The sequence below is a fragment of the Variovorax paradoxus genome (assembly GCF_022009635.1).
In the GTDB taxonomy this organism is placed as follows: domain Bacteria; phylum Pseudomonadota; class Gammaproteobacteria; order Burkholderiales; family Burkholderiaceae_C; genus Variovorax.
Map to the genome: position 1 here is coordinate 3,350,983 of NZ_CP091716.1, position 16,165 is coordinate 3,367,147.

Here is a 16,165-nt window from a genome sequence, read left to right on the forward strand (position 1 = left end):
ACGGGAGCTTCGGCTCCCGTTCTTCTTCCTTGCACTGGTTGCGAAAGCGGGGGGTACGCGGTGCGCATTCCTTGTCGCAGCGGACATGCCTTCGGCGTTCGACTAGAGGCCTTGCTCTCATCCCCAGGACGCCCGCCATGACGGCTCCCTTGTTCAGTTCCATTCCGCGATTGCGGATCACGCGCATCGCGTGCGCGGGAGGCCTGCTGCTGTGTCTGCTCGGCCAGACCGCATCGGCCGCCGACGTGCTGGTCGTGACCGACAGCCGGCATCCGCTGCAGTCCGCTGGCGGCGCCCGCGTGATCGAGCTGGACCTGCCCGAGCGCATCGAGGCCGAGCTGGCGGCCGGTCTGCCAAACGACCCCAGCCGCGCGGCCGCGCTCGTGCAGCAGCGCCTGCGCGATGGCGGCCAGGCCTTGCAACGACGCATCGGCAGCGCCTACCAGGGTGTCGCCGATGCCTGGGGCCTGGGCATCGTCAAGGTGCCCGCCGTGGTGGCCGATCGCCGCTACGTGGTTTACGGCGACCCCGACGTGACACGCGCCTTGGCTCGCATCGAAGCCCATCGGAGGACGCAGCCATGAATCGTCTGTTGTCGGCGCACTCACGCCGGGCACGCCTCGCCATCGCTTCGGTGTTGTTGAGCGCCGCCGCTTCGAGCTTCGCGCTGAACACGGCGACAATCGTGTCTTCGACTCTATCGCCCGATTGCCTGGAATACCGCGTCGTCGGCATCTGCTACTGGCTGTTCTGCACGTGGACGGGCTGCACCGTGCGCACATCGGTGAAGGTGCGGCATTACGTGCCGGACGCGGTGGTGTCGAGCTATTCGAATACCGGAGAGAACCCGTGGGTCGAAGTGCGTGCGATGAGCACGCCCAACTCCACGGCGCAGGCGGGTGGCGATGGCACAACCAATCACGACAACGAAAACAACCTCGCCAAGTTCAAGAATGCCGATGTGATCGGCCATCCCGGCGGCTCGGTACTCAGCCAGTTCGCGAGCGCCTCCGGCTACGCCTGTCAAGGAGCCGGCACGGCTTTCATGCCGTATCTGCTGAGCACCCTGGACACGCTGGCCTGGCGCTACAACGTGCCGGAGATGGTGTATCCCGAGGCGCTCATCCCCGGCATGCGCGAGATCGGCGGACGCACCACGCTGAACCTGTGGGGGAACGTCTATCCCCGCGGCGGCTTCCTGCATCAGACTGACGACTACAAGAGCGGCGCCATCGTCGCGCAGCGCGCGGGCGACGTCGTGACCCGGCGCATGCAGCCGCACGTCTATCAGCCGTTGCTCGCGAGTTCGAGCGACGGCTACTGGCCGGCCGGCGCGCTGGTGGAAAGCGACGCCTCCACCGGCAAATGGCAGGAGCTGACGCCGACCCTCTCCAATTCCTGCGCGGTCTTCCCGCACTCCAACACGCGCGTGCAAGCCCAACAGGGCGACTACGCCTGGGCGCTGTGGCGGCCCTACGCCTGCTGTGAGCGCCGCGGCCAGGTCTTCCTCGGCAGCGTCGATTTCCTCTGAGGTGTGCCCATGAAAACGTCTCTCTCCCGTCTCGCGCAATGCGCCAAGCTGTACATGCTCAGCATCGCGCTCGCGTGCGCGGTCACGGCCGGCGTCGCCTGGGCGCAGACCCGCATCAACCCCACCGGCGTTGGCGTGAGCGGCAGCGTGATCGGCGATGACGTGCTTTACAGCATCGGTGGCGGCCGCGCCGTGTCCATGGGCGGCGCCGGGAACATGCAGAGCATCGGTGTGGGCATCGGCTGGAACAGCAACCTGATCTGCGGCGACATGAGCATCACGACTACGTTGCAGAACCAGTTGAACGGCATCACCAACGGCTTCCAGCAGATCATGAGCAACGTGATCCAGAGCGCGACCAGCGCCGTCGCCTCGCTGCCGGCGCTGATCATCCAGCGCGCCGATCCGGGCCTTTACAACCTGCTGACCAACGGCGTGCTGCAAGCGCGGCTCGACTTCGACCGCAGCAAGATGACCTGCAAGGCGATGGCCAACCGGATGGCGGACATGGCCGGCGGCCAGGCTGGCTGGGATCAGCTCGCCGAAGGCTTCGCGTTGCGCGATGCGGTGAGCAGCACCGATGCCGTGTCGGCCGTCGAGCAGGCCGAATCCAACAAGGGCAACAACGGCGTGCCCTGGGTCGGGGGCAGCAACGCGGGTGGCTCGGGCCAGGGTTCCATCAAGGTGGTCGGCGACGTGACGCGCGCCGGCTACAACCTGCTCAACAGCCGCGGCGTCACGGACACCTCATCCATCCCGCGCGCATCCTGCGGCAACCGGCTGACCTGCCAAACCTGGTCCTCGCCGCAAGCCGCCGCCGACTTCGCGACCCGCGTGCTCGGCGAGCGCGAGCAGCGCACCTGCGAGACCTGCACGAAGACGCAGACGACGCCCGGCGTCGGCCTGATGCCGGTGATCCAGGAAGAGTACGAGACCAAGCTGCAGGCGCTGCAGGGCCTCGTGACGGGCTCGACGCCGATGACGGTGGCGAACCTCGAAGTCGCCGGCAGCAACTCGCTGCCGATCACGCGCGGCGTGATCGAGGCGCTGCGCGACGAGCCCGATCAAGACTTGCTGGGCAAGCGCCTGGCGTCCGAGGCTGCGCTGTCGAGCGTGCTGGAGAAAGCCCTGCTGTTGCAGCGCACGCTGCTGACCGGCAAGAAGGAGCCGAACGTCGCCGCCAATGAACTGGCCGTGAAGGCGGTCGATCAGGAGAACACGGCGCTGGAGCAAGAGATCAATAACCTCAAGACCGAGCTGGAGCTGCGGCGCACCCTGGCCGGCAATTCGGCGATGGCGATCGTGCAGCGGCACGGCACGCGCGCTGCCGGCTCGCGCGGCATCTTCGAGGGCGACACCACGCGCGACCGGCTCAAGGAAGTGCAGAAGCCGCGGAGCACGCCATGAGTGAGCGTGCCGGATTCTGGCCGGTGCGGCTGTTCAACCGGCGCGTCGCGGCCGGCGCGCTCAAGGCCTTGCTGTGGGTGGGGCTGGTGGCCGGCGTCGCCATCGGCGTGAACGCCGCTGGCATCCACGTCGTTGGCAGCATCGACGGATGGCAGCGCTGGCTCGCAGCGAACCGCGGCTACTTCTTCGCCTGGCGGCTGCTGCTTTATGCCGCGACCGCCTGCGGCTGGTGGTGGATGCGTCGGCGCCTGCGCGATCGCGAGCCTTCGGCCGAAGCGCAGCAACGCCTGCGGCGCGTTGAGGTCGCGGCCGTGCTCACCCTCGTGCTGCTCGAAGGCAGCCAACTGCTGCGCAGCGTCTGAACGACTGAGGCGAGGAGCACGCCATGACCCTCTACACGACCGACTACCTGGAGTATTACCTCACGCTCGTCGGGTGGATCGTCAACAACGGCATCTGGAACATCCTGGTCGCCAGCGGCGTGTTCGCGCTGCCCTTCGTCGCCATCGTGATCCACGAGTGGCTGCGCGCACGGGCCGAGGGCGCGGATGAGGGCAACAAGGGTGTGCTGTCCTCGATGCGCATCGAGAACCGCGTGTGGGTGGCGATCGTGGTCATCCTGTTCGCCGGCATCCCCTTCATTCCGGTCGACCTCGCCACGATCAAGTTCGACACCACGCGCTCCGCGCAGTGCCAGGTCAGCGTTCCGCAGCCGGCCGACACGGGCTGGTCCAACGTCTACACGACGCTCAACAACCAGAGCGCGCTGGTGCCGGTGTGGTGGTTCTTCATGCATTCGATCTCGAAGGCGGTCACGGGCGGTGCGGTGGCGGCCATCCCCTGCGGCACGGACCTGCGGCAGATGCGCATGGACGTGGACGCCACGCGCATCGACGACCCGGTGCTCGCCCAGGAGGTGGGCGACTTCGTGCACGACTGCTACGGCCCCTCGCGGGCCAAGCTGTTCATGGGCCGGCCCACGCTCTCCGATGACCAGATGAATGACGTGACCTGGATCGGGTCGAACTATTTCCTGGACAACGCGGGCTTCTACGACACGTACCACTCCAACACGCCCCGCACGGCCTGGCCCTATGACGCGACGCGCGATGCAGGGCTGGCCCAGGTGGACAGCGGCGGGGGCTATCCCACCTGCCGGCAATGGTGGTCGGACGGCAACAGCGGCCTGCGTGCGCGCCTGCTGGCCCAGGTCGATCCTGACCTGCTGACGCGCATGGGCCGCTGGGCGGGCTTCCTGTCGCAGAACGAGGTGAACGATTCGGTGATCCGCGCCGCGGTCGCGCCGAGGCAGCAGAAGATGAACCAGGGCTCGGTCTACACCGACTACGGCGGGCAAATCGAGAAGACGCTGCCCAACATCGTCACGCGCGGCGCCGGCGACCTGGGCATGACGATGGGGTCGCTCGGCTTCTTCCCGGCGATGGATGTGGTGCGCCAGGCGCTGCCGATGGTGCTGTCCCTGCTCAAGATGGCCCTGGTCATCTGCATCCCGCTGGTGCTGGTATTCGGAACCTACGAGTTGAAGGCCTTGGTCGCAGTGAGCTGCGTGGAGTTCGCGCTGTTCTTCGTGGACTTCTGGTTCCAGCTCGCGCGCTGGCTCGATTCCACCATCCTCGATGCGCTCTACGGCTGGGGGTTCGGCGCGAACCGGCCGCACAGCAACTTCGATCCGCTGATCGGGCTGAACAACGCCTTCGGAGACATGCTGCTGAACTTCGTGATGGCGACGATGTTCCTTATTCTTCCCAGCTTGTGGGTCACCGCACTTGGCTGGGTGGGCGTCCGCGCAGGCGGCGTGCTTCAAGGGTTGGCAAGCGGAACCAGGGAAGCCGGGCAAGCAGGTAGCAGGGGATCAAACATGCTGATCAGTGCCGCCAAGAAGTAGCGCGCGCCGCGACGTGCATCAGTCGTCTTTGAATCGAGGGTCTGGATCGTCGTCGTAAGACGCCGGGTGATAGAACAGGCCCTGACGATGATCGACTTCCTCTGCTTTACGACCGAGAAAGTCAGAATTCTCTTCGTCGTGGTCTTGCTTCGCCATCCACGCCACGACTGCCAGACCAACGATCAGCAGAGCCAACCAGAACGCACTGTAGAGGAGCACGGCCAAGGCCGTGAATTTGATGACCAGCGACACAGCCCGAGCAGCGCCGGGCGTCAGGCCCTGCGCACACAGCCAGCCCTGTGCCCGCCGATCCAGACGCGCACAGCCTCGCCAAGCCCGGCCCAGCGTTCGGCCGAGGCGTTCTGCGAAGGCGGTCTGTGCTTCGGTCTTCATGTTGGCTACCTCATGATCGGGCGTCTCGTCTTGCGTCAACTGTTGCTCATACTTTGCGCTCGTCAGGCGCGACCCGCCTCAAGGATCGCGATGATCTGGCTGGCGGTTAGTTGACGTCCCAGGTCCAGAGTCGCGCGAATCGGCTCGAATGCAGCAACCATGCGACGTTGACGCGCTATCGACAGACTATGCGAGTTGAAGTCACGCCCTTTGAAGCGCGAGAAGCGATTCATTTTCTCGACAAGAAAGTGGGCGATGTTCATCAGCTCCGACTCGTTGTTGCCATCGAAGCCCGCGAATTCCGGCACGTGCCCGTAGTTTGCCGCCTTCACTTTCTCCAGGTCACTAGGTTCGAGCTTTTCGACCCGTTCCTCAATGAAGCTCCACATGTCCAGGACATTGACGACGAGGGACACGTCTGCGGGACGGTCGGCATGGTTGTGAAACAGCCCCTGCATCTCCCAGGCCGGTGCCCAATAGTGACCACCGTAGATGACTTCGGCCATCAGGTCGACATCGGTTTCCGTGGGCACCTTCAGGTGCTTGGCGATGTCGCGCAACAGCATGAAATTCAGCTTGTCGCCAGCGCTCAGGTGGACGGTCCGACCCGTCATGGTTCCTAGCCCGATGTCCACAAGCTGGCGAAGAGCATCCGAGCGCGAACTAGCCCTGCCAGTTTGCTCCATCCAGTCATCGATGCGCTGCAGCAGGTCTTCGTCGACGCGCAACTCTAGTCGTTCAGTGCGTACCATGCAAAACTCCAGTCAGCCGGCACTTTGCCGTATGTACGTACAAATGTACGGCGCACATCGGGACGTGTCAAGAACCGGCCATCGCCTAGCCAACTGCGCAGGGTTTCAGTCTCAGCGCCGGTTTCAGCGGACGCTGAAAGCGACCGCACCAGTGAAATTCCCAGATGGGTTTCAAGAAATGTGGTATTTTCAGCGGATGCTGAAAGAGGCAAATTTTATGAAAGAAGCAGAGACTCGTGCTGGTGAGGCACTACGTGAACTGCTTGAGAAGATTCCAATCCTTCACGTGGAAGGCATCGACGCCGAGGCCGTTTCTGGCGATTGGGAACCGGACCTGATAGCCCGGCTACTCGTGGAGGGGCGGCCGCACCAGCTCATCTGCGAGTTCAAGTCGAACGGACAGCCTAGGTACGCCCGGGCCGCGCTGCTGGAGTTGCGGAACTACGTTGCGCACCGAGCCGTCGGAGCGACGCCCGTTTTCATCGCTCCCTACATCTCTCCAGCGGTGAGGCAGTTGTGCGACGAGAAAGGCGTCGGCTATCTCGACTTGGAGGGAAACGCCCGGATCGCCTTCGGCGGCGTGTTCATCGAGCGCACGGTGGCCGACAAGCCTGTGGCAGAACAACGCGAACTAAAGTCGCTGTTCAGACCGAAGTCTGCACAGGTGCTGCGTGCCATGCTGCGTGACCCTGGCCGTGCATGGCGCGTCACCGAGTTGTCGGAAATTTCCGGGGTCAGCCTGGGGCACGTCAGCAATGTGCGCACCGGCTTGATTGATCGGGAGTGGGCACGCGCGTCGGACGATGGTCTGGTCCTCTCGGAGCCCAATGCCCTGCTAGACGCATGGCGGGACAGCTACACCGCGCCACCAGGTGAGCGGCTGCGCTTCTACACGTCGCTGCATGGGAGCGCACTTGAAGACGCGGCCCGCAGCGCACTGCGTGCGGACAACAGCCCCGGGCGTGCTGCCTTCGCATCGTTTTCGGCGGCACAGTGGCTTTCGCCTTACGCCCGCACCGGCTCGCACTACTTCTTCGCCGACGACCAAGGCCTGCGCAAGCTCCAGGCAGCGCTGAAGCTCACGCCTAGCTCGAAGGGCGAGAACGTGATCGTCACCGTGCCGAAGGACCTGGGACTACTCGACGACACCGTTGAGCCGGCGCCAGGCGCGGTCTGTACGAGCCCGGTTCAAACCTACCTTGATCTCTCCATTGCCGGCGAGCGTGGCGCCGAGGCCGCGGACCACCTGCGACAGGAACGACTCTCATGGCCCAAATGACACCCCCTAAAGAACCGCAGTCGGCCGCCGAGTATGACGACCGCACGACCGCGGCCGTGAAGTCCGTGCTGGTCGAGATCGGCCAGATCCTTGGCAGCTTCAAGGGCAAGTTCGCCATCATCGGCGGCGCGGTTCCCTGGCTGCTGTTGGCCAACGAAGACATGCCTCACGTTGGCACGCTGGACGTGGATGTCGGGCTGGACGCGGAAGCGCTAGGCGACGGCGAGTACGCCACCTTGATCGGCGCGCTTCAAGGCCATGGATATGCCCAGCGCGAGGGGCTTCGGCGCTTCCAACTGGTTCGCCAGGTTCCCGCGCAAGATGGCGGGGAAGCGATCGATGTCGTGGTCGATTTCTTGATGCCGCGCGATGCAGAAATCGTCAAGAACGATCCGCCCTTGATCAGCGACTTCGCGGTGCAACGGGCAGATGGAGCCGACTTGGCGATGAGGTTCTACCAACTCGTTGCTGTGGCCGGGCCAATGCCAGACGGAGGGACGAATCGCGTCGAGATCGCGGTGTGCTCCATCCCCGCTTTGCTGGCGATGAAGGGCCATGCACTGGCAGGCCGCTACAAGCAGAAGGATGCCTACGACATCTACTACTGCGTGCGGAACTACCCTGATGGAATCGAGGCACTGGCACAGGAGTGTCGCCCACTGCTGGGACATGCAAGTGGTGAACGTGGTTTCCGGCACATCGCCGAGAAGTTCGACACCTTCGAGGGACACGGCCCCACATGCGTGCGGCGTTTCGTTGAAGACACACATGCGCTGGGTGACCGCACGCCCGAGCAGTGGCAGCAGGATGCATTCGGGCAGATCGACGCGCTGCTGCGCGCCATGGCGCTGCGGAACTGAGTCGCGCCTGATGGACTACGCGCAACTTCGCTCGCTGCTGGAACCGCTCATCACGGGGCTGAAAGATGCAGGCACGCACACCATGCTGCCGACGCTTTGCGAAGAATTGGGACTACCTGCGCCAACCACCGACGGCTCCAAGCGCGAGCGCATGGCTTCCAGCTTCGAGGCAGTAGGGGACACCGACCTGCCTGCGGTTGCGCGCAAACTGCTGGTGCGCCACCCGCCAAATGCCACCACGCGCAACCAGATCCAGGACATCCTTTGGAGCGACAGTGTGTGCCCGCCGATCCCGAAGCGGTATCGGCGCGAGGTCGCGCGGCGGCTCAATGGCGAAGAGCTGTATGGGGATGCTCGCAGGTTCGACGAGCTGCTAGAGCGGTTGTGGATCTTGGATACCGATGACTGGATGCACCTGCTGGGCGGGAAGCCCACGGGATTGCGTGCTGAAATTCAGCAGCACGTCCATCGCAATCCGGAGGATTGGCCGGCAGAAACGCTGTTTGACCAGTTGGGCGCTTATGACGCTTCTGACCGACGCTTTGCACTGTTTCTGGAGGGGCTGGCTTCCGCCGACGTTCGACCCGACGAGGCAGCGCAACGCCACTTCGTTGGTTGCGTCAACGAGTCGCTGCGCAGTTGCGGCGTCGAACTGCGCGAGACGGGTTCGGAAGGCGGCTACCCGGTCTTCTCTATGGTCTCGTTGCACGCAGCGGCTAAAGGCCGGCCGAAGAATCTCATCTTCGCCTCGCCCGACAAGCCCGATCTGCGTTTCCGCGACGCGCTGGACAACGACGTCGAGATCGTCACTAACGCGGACAAGGTGCTCGTCTATGACCGCCCCATCGCGAACGATGGGCTGCGCTGGAACGACCTGCAGCAGTGGTGGAGCGATACCGAGCAGATCGCTGATGCCACGCGGGCCAAACGTTCGCTGTACACGCGTCTGAAGGCCAGCTTGCCGCGCAATTCCCCGCCGCAGTCCGTGCTGTTCGATGCCTTCTTCGAGGGATTCCGCAGTGCCGTGCCGAACCTGCCAGCGCTGCTGCCAGAAGTATGGCTGCACTGGGACCCGCGCACGGTCAAAGAGCGAGGGCCGGACGCGCTTCTGCGCTTTCGCATGGACTTCCTGCTACTGCTTCCGCAGGGCGTGCGGGTCGTCATCGAAGTTGATGGCAAACACCACTACGCAGACTCCGCAGGCACTGCCGACGTGCAGCGCTACGCGCAGATGGTCCGGGCCGACCGCGAACTCAAGCTCGCCGGCTATGAAGTCTTTCGCTTTGGGGCAGCAGAGCTGCAGGCACCCACAGCCAAGGCGGATGTGAAGGTCTTCTTCGAGGCTCTATTCAAACGATACGGCGTTTCGACGCACTGAGAGGCCGGGCCCGCGTTGGCCGCCACCAAATTCCTTGGAGAGCATTGTGCAGAACGACCAAGACGATGCAGCAGCGGACATCGATCCTCTCGCCAGCATGAAGTCGCCATCCGACTTCGCCGGGCAGCAGCTTTTCATCCAGGGCGAAGACTGGCACAACAACGCGATGCTGGGTTGGACTCACTTCCCTTGGGATATCTACGCCGCCGGCTACAAGGATGCTGCGGACGCCCTGGTTGGGGCGTTGGCCGAGCGCAAGGCGTCCCTCGACAGCGTGGTCTACCCGCTAGTGTTCTTGTATCGCCAAGGACTGGAACTCCAACTGAAATTGATCCTGCCGCTGGCCCGCCGCCTGGCTGGCAAGGAAGCGGTCGCCGATCATCAACACGGCTTGATGCCACTGTGGAACGAACTGCGCCGGCACCTCCAACAGCTCGATCCTCGCGAGGACGACAAAGAGCTAGCGGCCACTGAGGATTTCATCCGCCAACTCGATACCGTCGATCCCGGTTCCTTCGCTTTCCGGTATCCCAGGACGAAGAAGGGCGAGGTGTCGCTCCCCGAGCTGCGGCACGTCAACGTAAGGCACCTCTCAGAAGTCATGGACAGCGTGTTCATGCTGCTGGGCGGCATCTATTCCTGGCTGGGCGAGATGGATCAGAACGACGGCTACTACTGAGATTGCTGAAAGCCATTCAGCCGCGATGGCAGCCTGGGCCAGCTCACAGTCGGCGCACAGCGCCTGCAGCTTGTTGGGATAGCGCCGTGTCGCATTGATCGTGGCACAGCATCGTTGCTGCCCCTATACCCAAGGCTTCCTAAAGGCCAAAGGGCTGGGGAAGGGGCAAGGGAATGGGGCCAAGGGAAATGGCCCTACCCGAAAAGGCCAAAAGGCTCCCCCGACCGGCCACCGTCTGGGGTTCGCCATGCTCTCGCTGTTCCAACGAAAACGGCCGCCGCCTGCTTCCGGCGTGGCGCCGACACCCACTCCTCCCGCCAATCCCGGCAAAGGGCTGATGCGGCCGGAGCCGGCCGCATCGCTGCTGGCGACACCGCGCCGGCAGCGACTGCTGGAACACATCTGGCAGCGCACCTCGCTGTCGCGCCGCCAGTTCGCCACGCTGTACCTAACGCCCTTGGAACGCTACGCTGACTTGGTCCAGCAGTTCCCGGCCTCGGAATCGCATCACCATGCCTACCCAGGCGGCATGCTGGACCATGGCCTGGAGATCGTCGCCTACGCCCTGAAGCTGCGGCAGTCGCACCTGCTGCCCGCGGGCACTACACCGGAGGCGCAAGCCGCCCAGGCCGAAGCCTGGACGGCCGGCACCGCCTATGCGGCGCTGTTGCACGACATCGGCAAGGTCGCCGTCGACCTGCACGTGGAGTACGCGGACGGCACGGTCTGGCATCCCTGGCACGGCCCGTTGCGGCGGCCGTACCGCTTCCGCTACAGGAAGGAGCGCGAGTACCGGCTGCACAGCGCCGCCACGGGGCTACTCTATGCCCGGCTGCTCGATCCGGGCATCTTCGACTGGCTCGCTGGCTATCCCGATCTGTGGGCCGCGCTCCTGTACGTGCTGGCCGGCCAGTACGAGCACGCCGGCACGCTCGGCGAGCTGGTGGTGCAGGCCGACCAAGCCTCGGTAGCCCAGGAACTCGGCGGCGATCCCAGCAAGGCGCTGGCCGCGCCCAAGCACGCCCTTCAGCGCAAACTGCTCGATGGCCTGCGTTTCCTGCTACGCGAGGAATTCAAGCTGAACCAGCCGCAGGCTTCGGACGGTTGGCTGACCCAGGATGCGCTGTGGCTGGTGAGCAAAACCGTCTCGGACAAACTGCGCGCGCACCTGCTGCAGCAAGGTATCGACGGCATCCCGGCCAGCAACACGGCGGTGTTCAACGTGCTGCAGGACCACGGCATCGCCTTGCCCACGCCGGACGGTAAGGCGATCTGGAAGGCCTCGGTCACGAGCGACGCCGGCTGGTCGCACAGCTTCACGTTCCTGAAGCTGTCGCCCGCGCTGATCTGGGAAGCAGCCGATCGGCCCGCACCGTTCGCCGGGCAGGTGCAGGTCGAGCAGGAGCCAGAAGACGCGGCGCAGCAGGTTCCCGCAGCGCCTGGTGCGGCACGCGCGGGACCAGAGCCTGCACTGTCCGGCGCGCCGCCGGTCGCACCTGTGATGATGGCCGCGGCTGCGGACAACGGCGTCGGTGCGCTGCTCGATCTGCTGGACATGGCACCTGCCACGCCGGCGTCGAACCTGATCCCGCCCGAAGCCGCCACCGGCGCGCAGGCCGGCGCCGAAGGTGATCCTCGGGGCAGCATGCCGGCAGCGATGCCGACAGCGCCGCCAGCCGCAACGCCCCGGCCACAGGCCGAGCCCTCCGGCAAAGACTTCATGGGCTGGCTGACCCAGGGCGTGCGGTCGCGAAAGCTCATCATCAACGACGCCAAAGCCTTGGTACATACCGTCGCCGGCACGGCCTACCTGGTCAGCCCTGGCGTCTTCCAGCGGTACGCGCAAGAGCATCCGCAGGTCGCGGCCATTGCCAGGCAAGAGAAGCTGGAAGCATGGCAGTGGGTGCAGAAGCGCTTCGAGAAGTTGGGCGCACATCGCAAGCAGCCCAGCGGCCTGAACATCTGGACCTGCGACGTCACCGGCCCACGCAAATCGCGGCGGCTGCACGGCTACCTGCTGGCGCGGCCCGAGGCGCTATTCGGGGAAGTGCCGCCCGATAACCCCTACCTGCGTCTCGCCAACGAGGCCCCAACGCGCGAAAATCCCGCAGTTCAAAACGATAACGATAACGACGAGCAGGAATAGTAGGCGGCCACGCCCCGGCCGGCTTTAATCCTCAGACTTGGGAGGAGCCGGCTCGGCCAGCTTGGCCTCAGTCAGGGCCATCAGGTGGGCGGAACTGCATTTCAGCGCACGGGCGATTTTGAGGATCAAGGGCAGCGTGGGGACGTGCTCGCCGCGCTCGATCTTTCCCATGTGCGAGCGCTCAATGCCGGCCAGGTGCGCCAGCGTTTCCTGGGCGACGCCCTGGCTCGTTCTCTGATCGCGAACGGCGGCCCCAAACGCGATGGCTGGTTCTGCTTCGTAGGTGGTCGTGCCGGTGGGTCGGCCTCTCTGAATTGGGCGCTTCTGCATTGGCAAAAGCGTCGAGCATTGCCCGTAGATAAACCACGTTAAACTTAACTCAACAACGCGATTGCATGTTTCATGCTCTCGCCGCCGCCATGAGTTTCTGCCCTTGGGAGGAAGTTGGATGTGACATCGATCGATGCCTCCACCGCGATCCGCGTGGCCGTGCTCGGTGAGTGGGTGCCTTCACAACTTGCCGACGTGCTGGCACTGCAGCGCGCCGAAGAGCCGGAAACCTCTGCTGCATTGGTCAGATGCGCTGCGGCCGGGCCGGCGAGCAAGTCGCTGGACGATGGCTTCGATTTCGCGCTGTCGTCCACGGACCTGGAATGGCCTGGCTGGGTGTGCGAGCCGTTGTGGCATGACATGCTCGCCGTAGCCGTGGCCAAGCGTTCACACATGCTGATCCATCGCGAAGTGCCGTGCCATGAACTGCAGAAGCAGCCTCTCATCTGTGCGCAATCTACCTGCGACGAACCGTGGCAGGCCCTAGTGCATCGGCTGATCGGCGACGCGCCGCACGAGCAGGTCGTGAGCACCTTCGACATGGCGATGACGCTGGTCGCTGCGGGATACGGCATTGCCATCGCACCTGCCACGCGGCTGGCGGGATACCAGTGCCGAGGCATCGCGGTGCGACCGCTGGCCGGCGCGCCGCCCATCGTGATGGCCTACCTGCTGCACACGTGTGCGGCCCTGACCGAACCGCAGGAGCGATTCGCGCGCCGCGTCCGCTCCGTTTCTTGAAGCCAACCGCGTCAAGGTTCCATCAGGTCTTCGGCGGTATCGGCCGTGATGGCGTCCTGCACCAGGCGCTGCACGCTGCGCCGTACCTGCACCGGAATGTCGGAGTCGTCGGGATCGTCCGCCGCGATGCTCTGCGCCGCGGTCAGACGCGCGGCCAGGTGCAGGTTCTTCGGGTTGACCGCCTCGATGGCGGCGCGCCCGCCGAGCGCGTCATAGGGCTGCAGGAGCGCGTGGTAGATGGCCCAGGTATCAAGCCCCCGCGGCACCTGTTTCAGCACGGATTGCACGAGCCTGCGCTTGAGCGGATCGAGCTGCCAGTCCGGCACCCGCTGCCCGCGGTGGCCCATGTGGATCGACAGCAGGTTGCCGGCCTGGATTTCGTAGGTAATCCAGCGGCGCGACTTGCCCGCGAGCTTGGCGTAGTCCGCCACCGAGAGGTTGTGGGGGGCCTCGAAGGTCTCCAGCACCTGCAGGCGTTCGCGCTGCACCTCCGACAGCCGAGGCCGCGCGTACTCGGGCATGCGCACGGCCGACAGTCGCTGCACCGATGCCGGCGCTGCGGGCATGTCGGGCGTCGGCGCGGTCACGATCAACTGCGGTGCCGTGAGGTCGACCACTGGCGGCTGCGCGGCCGCCTGGCCAGCGATGGTCGGCAGGCCTTGCAGCGTGATGGTCAGATGCCGGCTGGCGACCTCGACTTGGTTCTGCTCGAACAGGTCGAGCCGATCGGCCCAATCCTGCATCATCACGCGGCGCTGCTCGACGTACTCGGCATGGTTGTAGGTCGCGCTGATCTTGTCCGGATCGGCATGCGAGAGCTGGGCATCCACCCACTTCTTCGGATAGCCGAGTTCGTTGAGCGCCGTCGAAATCGTCGCGCGGATGCCGTGACCCGTGAGCTGGTCCTCATAGCCCATGCGCTTGAGCGCGCCGTTGAACGTGTTTTCGCTGACGGGATGCTTGAGGCACCAGTCGCCCGGGATGAGGTAGACCTGAGCTGGCTTGCACTGGTCCAGCAGGTGCCGAACGATCTCCTGGGCCTGCACCGACAGCGGCACGATGTACGGCGGGATATCCACCAGGCGCTTGCGCTTCTTCTTGGTGAGCAACGCACGCTGCTTGAGCCTGGCCACCGGGATGATCCACAGGCCTTGTTCGAGGTCGAACTGGTCGGGCGTGGCGAAACGCAGCTCGCCGGTGCGCACCCCGGTGAGCATCAGCAGCCGCAGGCCCAACTGCGTGTTCAGGCGGCCGCGATACTTGCGCAGCGTCTGCAGCATGATCGGCAGCTCGGGCATGCGCAGGAACGGGTTGTGATCAACTGGCGGCAGCGGCAACGCGACGACCTCCAAGTCCTTGGACGGGTTGTCGTGCATGTTCGGGATCGCCACCGTGGCATAGGTGAACAGTTGAGTGAACCATGTCCTGAGCTTCTCGGCCACTGACAGCGAGCCGCGCTTTTCCACCTTGCCGATGATGTCCAGCAGATGCGCGCGCGTGATGTCGTAGATGGTCAGGTGACGCAGCACCGGGAACACGTCTTTCTTGAACACGCGGGCGATCTGCTCCAGGCTGGTCTGCCGACCTTCCTCCAACGACAGCTTGCGATGTGTCAGCCACTGGTCGTAGACCGCCTGGAACGTGTGTTCGCCCGCCAGCACGATGGCGTGGCGCTTGCGCTTGCGTTCCGTGTGCGGATTGACGCCCTTGGCGAGCAGGTTGCGGGCTTCATCGCGAAGCTCGCGCGCCTCCTTCAGGGAGAGCGCCGGGTAGCTGCCGAAGGACATGCGATCGCGCTTGCCGCCCCAGGTGAAGCGGAAGTGCCAGGCCTTGGCGCCGTGGGCGGCGACGAAGAGGGAGAGGCCATCGGAATCGGCCAGGGTGTAGGTTTTGCCGGTCGTCTTGGCCTGGCGAACCATGAGATCTGAGAGCATGAGCCCAACTCCTAAGAAGCGAGTTGGATGCATGGTCCTGTTCGATCCCGCGCTCCTCCAGCAAGAAAGCGGAAGCGGGAAGCTCCGCTTTCCGATGTACCACTTGATGCACCGTTTTGTACCGGCCGTCAGTGGTTTTCTCTGGAAGTCACTGGATTCAGCGATGGTGAAAAAGCTGAACCGTGACAATCACTTGCGACGTTCCTCGGTCTTTTCTGGAAGTCCCTGGAAAGTCGCAGTGGAGCGGGTGAAGGGAATCGAACCCTCGTATGAAGCTTGGGAAGCTGCCGTTCTACCATTGAACTACACCCGCATTTTGTAACCCGTTGTCGGGAAACGATTTTCTGGCCTAGGTGCCTGATCTATAAGGGTGACGCGTCGCTTTGGCTTGATCAGGGAACCCTGACTCTGCCTGACCCCACCCCTCATAGATTTAGCACTTCAGCGTAGGTCTTGTGGGGATCCTACGCTTCGCCCGTCCGTCACGAGCATGCCTGTGTCGCAGCGACAGCTTGGAGTATACGGCCCCATATTCTTCGATGCTCGCGCGCCAAGGCGTTTGCGAGTGCCGGCGCCTAGTGGCGTCAGCTTCGAACGTGACGTGGACCCTACAAGTACAAGTCAACGACCACCTTACCACCTACCACCGGGCCGATCGGTTGTTCATCGTGCCAGCCGAGCTGCCGCGAACGCATTCCAATTGCTGAACGTCATGCTCGGCGCGCTGTCGATTGCTTTCGGGCACATGCAACGACTGGCCCGGTTCTTCGGTCAACTTGAAGCGTGCAGGGGACCCGGTGTGCAAGATGCCGAGCAGTCGACGAAGTAG

15 protein-coding genes and 1 tRNA gene are annotated in these 16,165 nt (G+C 64.3%); 11 read left to right on the forward strand and 5 right to left on the reverse strand.

Features of this window, described 5'->3' with window-relative positions:
* Positions 1–137: 137 nt before the first annotated feature.
* From L3V85_RS15560 to L3V85_RS15580, 5 genes are read left to right on the forward strand one after another with little or no spacing between them, the layout of a single operon-like run.
* Positions 138–584 (forward strand): TIGR03757 family integrating conjugative element protein, encoded by a 447-nt coding sequence (locus tag L3V85_RS15560; RefSeq protein ID WP_058142278.1) that lies wholly within the window; start codon positions 138–140, stop codon positions 582–584.
* Positions 581–1,531, forward strand: a complete 951-nt coding sequence (locus L3V85_RS15565; protein ID WP_058142277.1) for a TIGR03756 family integrating conjugative element protein — start codon at positions 581–583, stop codon at positions 1,529–1,531. Before L3V85_RS15560 ends, L3V85_RS15565 begins: the two co-directional genes overlap by 4 nt.
* Positions 1,532–1,585: 54 nt before the next feature.
* Positions 1,586–2,938, forward strand: coding sequence for an integrating conjugative element protein (locus tag L3V85_RS15570; RefSeq protein ID WP_230463879.1), 1,353 nt, complete (start codon positions 1,586–1,588; stop codon positions 2,936–2,938).
* Complete coding sequence (locus tag L3V85_RS15575) at positions 2,935–3,300, forward strand: hypothetical protein (RefSeq protein ID WP_058142275.1); 366 nt, start codon at positions 2,935–2,937, stop codon at positions 3,298–3,300. Before L3V85_RS15570 ends, L3V85_RS15575 begins: the two co-directional genes overlap by 4 nt.
* 23 nt (positions 3,301–3,323) lie before the next feature.
* The gene (locus L3V85_RS15580) at positions 3,324–4,844 is read left to right on the forward strand and encodes a conjugal transfer protein TraG N-terminal domain-containing protein (protein ID WP_058142274.1); all 1,521 of its coding nucleotides are present in this window, start codon (positions 3,324–3,326) and stop codon (positions 4,842–4,844) included.
* Between the two features lie 18 nt (positions 4,845–4,862).
* Here L3V85_RS15580 and L3V85_RS15585 read toward each other — a convergent pair whose 3' ends face one another.
* Positions 4,863–5,237, reverse strand: coding sequence for a DUF3742 family protein (locus L3V85_RS15585; protein ID WP_058142334.1), 375 nt, complete (start codon positions 5,235–5,237; stop codon positions 4,863–4,865).
* A 62-nt stretch (positions 5,238–5,299) separates the two neighbouring features.
* A complete protein-coding gene (locus L3V85_RS15590; protein ID WP_237679973.1) occupies positions 5,300–5,965 on the reverse strand; it encodes a YfbU family protein in 666 nt (221 codons plus the stop codon).
* Positions 5,966–6,185: 220 nt separating this feature from the next.
* On the opposite strand from L3V85_RS15590, the gene L3V85_RS15595 reads away from it, so the two are divergent.
* From L3V85_RS15595 to mobH, 5 genes are all read left to right on the forward strand, one after another.
* A complete protein-coding gene (locus L3V85_RS15595) occupies positions 6,186–7,268 on the forward strand; it encodes a type IV toxin-antitoxin system AbiEi family antitoxin (protein ID WP_058142333.1) in 1,083 nt (360 codons plus the stop codon).
* Positions 7,256–8,128, forward strand: coding sequence for a nucleotidyl transferase AbiEii/AbiGii toxin family protein (locus L3V85_RS15600; RefSeq protein ID WP_171984178.1), 873 nt, complete (start codon positions 7,256–7,258; stop codon positions 8,126–8,128). The genes L3V85_RS15595 and L3V85_RS15600 overlap by 13 nt, the downstream gene beginning before the upstream one ends.
* A 10-nt stretch (positions 8,129–8,138) precedes the next feature.
* The gene (locus L3V85_RS15605; RefSeq protein ID WP_058142272.1) at positions 8,139–9,506 is read left to right on the forward strand and encodes a hypothetical protein; all 1,368 of its coding nucleotides are present in this window, start codon (positions 8,139–8,141) and stop codon (positions 9,504–9,506) included.
* A 46-nt stretch (positions 9,507–9,552) separates the two neighbouring features.
* Complete coding sequence (locus L3V85_RS15610; protein ID WP_212635702.1) at positions 9,553–10,185, forward strand: hypothetical protein; 633 nt, start codon at positions 9,553–9,555, stop codon at positions 10,183–10,185.
* A gap of 247 nt (positions 10,186–10,432) precedes the next feature.
* Positions 10,433–12,331: a MobH family relaxase gene (mobH, locus tag L3V85_RS15615; protein WP_058142271.1), complete on the forward strand. Its 1,899-nt coding sequence runs from the start codon at positions 10,433–10,435 to the stop codon at positions 12,329–12,331.
* A gap of 24 nt (positions 12,332–12,355) precedes the next feature.
* Here mobH and L3V85_RS15620 read toward each other — a convergent pair whose 3' ends face one another.
* Entirely contained in the window at positions 12,356–12,661 is a 306-nt protein-coding gene (locus L3V85_RS15620; protein ID WP_058142270.1) for a helix-turn-helix domain-containing protein, read from the reverse strand.
* Between the two features lie 120 nt (positions 12,662–12,781).
* Here L3V85_RS15620 and L3V85_RS15625 point away from each other — a divergent pair, with 120 nt between their 5' ends.
* On the forward strand, positions 12,782–13,402 hold the full coding sequence (locus L3V85_RS15625; RefSeq protein WP_058142269.1) for a substrate-binding domain-containing protein: 621 nt from the start codon (positions 12,782–12,784) through the stop codon (positions 13,400–13,402).
* Between the two features lie 11 nt (positions 13,403–13,413).
* On the opposite strand, the gene L3V85_RS15630 is transcribed toward L3V85_RS15625, so the two are convergent.
* Both L3V85_RS15630 and L3V85_RS15635 read right to left on the reverse strand, forming a co-directional pair.
* Positions 13,414–15,336 carry a tyrosine-type recombinase/integrase gene (locus L3V85_RS15630; protein ID WP_058142268.1) on the reverse strand — a complete coding sequence of 641 codons (1,923 nt, stop codon included), beginning with the start codon at positions 15,334–15,336 and terminating at the stop codon, positions 13,414–13,416.
* 239 nt (positions 15,337–15,575) lie between these two features.
* Positions 15,576–15,649: transfer RNA gene (locus L3V85_RS15635), tRNA-Gly, on the reverse strand.
* Positions 15,650–16,165: the final 516 nt, after the last annotated feature.

What these genes read in the sequence shown, in the direction of transcription:
- L3V85_RS15560 (WP_058142278.1), top strand. Translation starts at nt 138, where the DNA reads ATGACGGCTCCCTTGTTCAGTTCCATTCCGCGATTGCGGATCACGCGC.
- L3V85_RS15630 (WP_058142268.1), bottom strand. Translation starts at nt 15,336, where the DNA reads ATGCTCTCAGATCTCATGGTTCGCCAGGCCAAGACGACCGGCAAAACC.
- L3V85_RS15585 (WP_058142334.1), bottom strand. Translation starts at nt 5,237, where the DNA reads ATGAAGACCGAAGCACAGACCGCCTTCGCAGAACGCCTCGGCCGAACG.
- L3V85_RS15570 (WP_230463879.1), top strand. Translation starts at nt 1,586, where the DNA reads ATGCTCAGCATCGCGCTCGCGTGCGCGGTCACGGCCGGCGTCGCCTGG.
- L3V85_RS15595 (WP_058142333.1), top strand. Translation starts at nt 6,186, where the DNA reads ATGCTGAAAGAGGCAAATTTTATGAAAGAAGCAGAGACTCGTGCTGGT.
- L3V85_RS15620 (WP_058142270.1), bottom strand. Translation starts at nt 12,661, where the DNA reads ATGCAGAAGCGCCCAATTCAGAGAGGCCGACCCACCGGCACGACCACC.
- L3V85_RS15600 (WP_171984178.1), top strand. Translation starts at nt 7,256, where the DNA reads ATGGCCCAAATGACACCCCCTAAAGAACCGCAGTCGGCCGCCGAGTAT.
- L3V85_RS15580 (WP_058142274.1), top strand. Translation starts at nt 3,324, where the DNA reads ATGACCCTCTACACGACCGACTACCTGGAGTATTACCTCACGCTCGTC.
- L3V85_RS15605 (WP_058142272.1), top strand. Translation starts at nt 8,139, where the DNA reads ATGGACTACGCGCAACTTCGCTCGCTGCTGGAACCGCTCATCACGGGG.
- mobH (WP_058142271.1), top strand. Translation starts at nt 10,433, where the DNA reads ATGCTCTCGCTGTTCCAACGAAAACGGCCGCCGCCTGCTTCCGGCGTG.
- L3V85_RS15565 (WP_058142277.1), top strand. Translation starts at nt 581, where the DNA reads ATGAATCGTCTGTTGTCGGCGCACTCACGCCGGGCACGCCTCGCCATC.
- L3V85_RS15575 (WP_058142275.1), top strand. Translation starts at nt 2,935, where the DNA reads ATGAGTGAGCGTGCCGGATTCTGGCCGGTGCGGCTGTTCAACCGGCGC.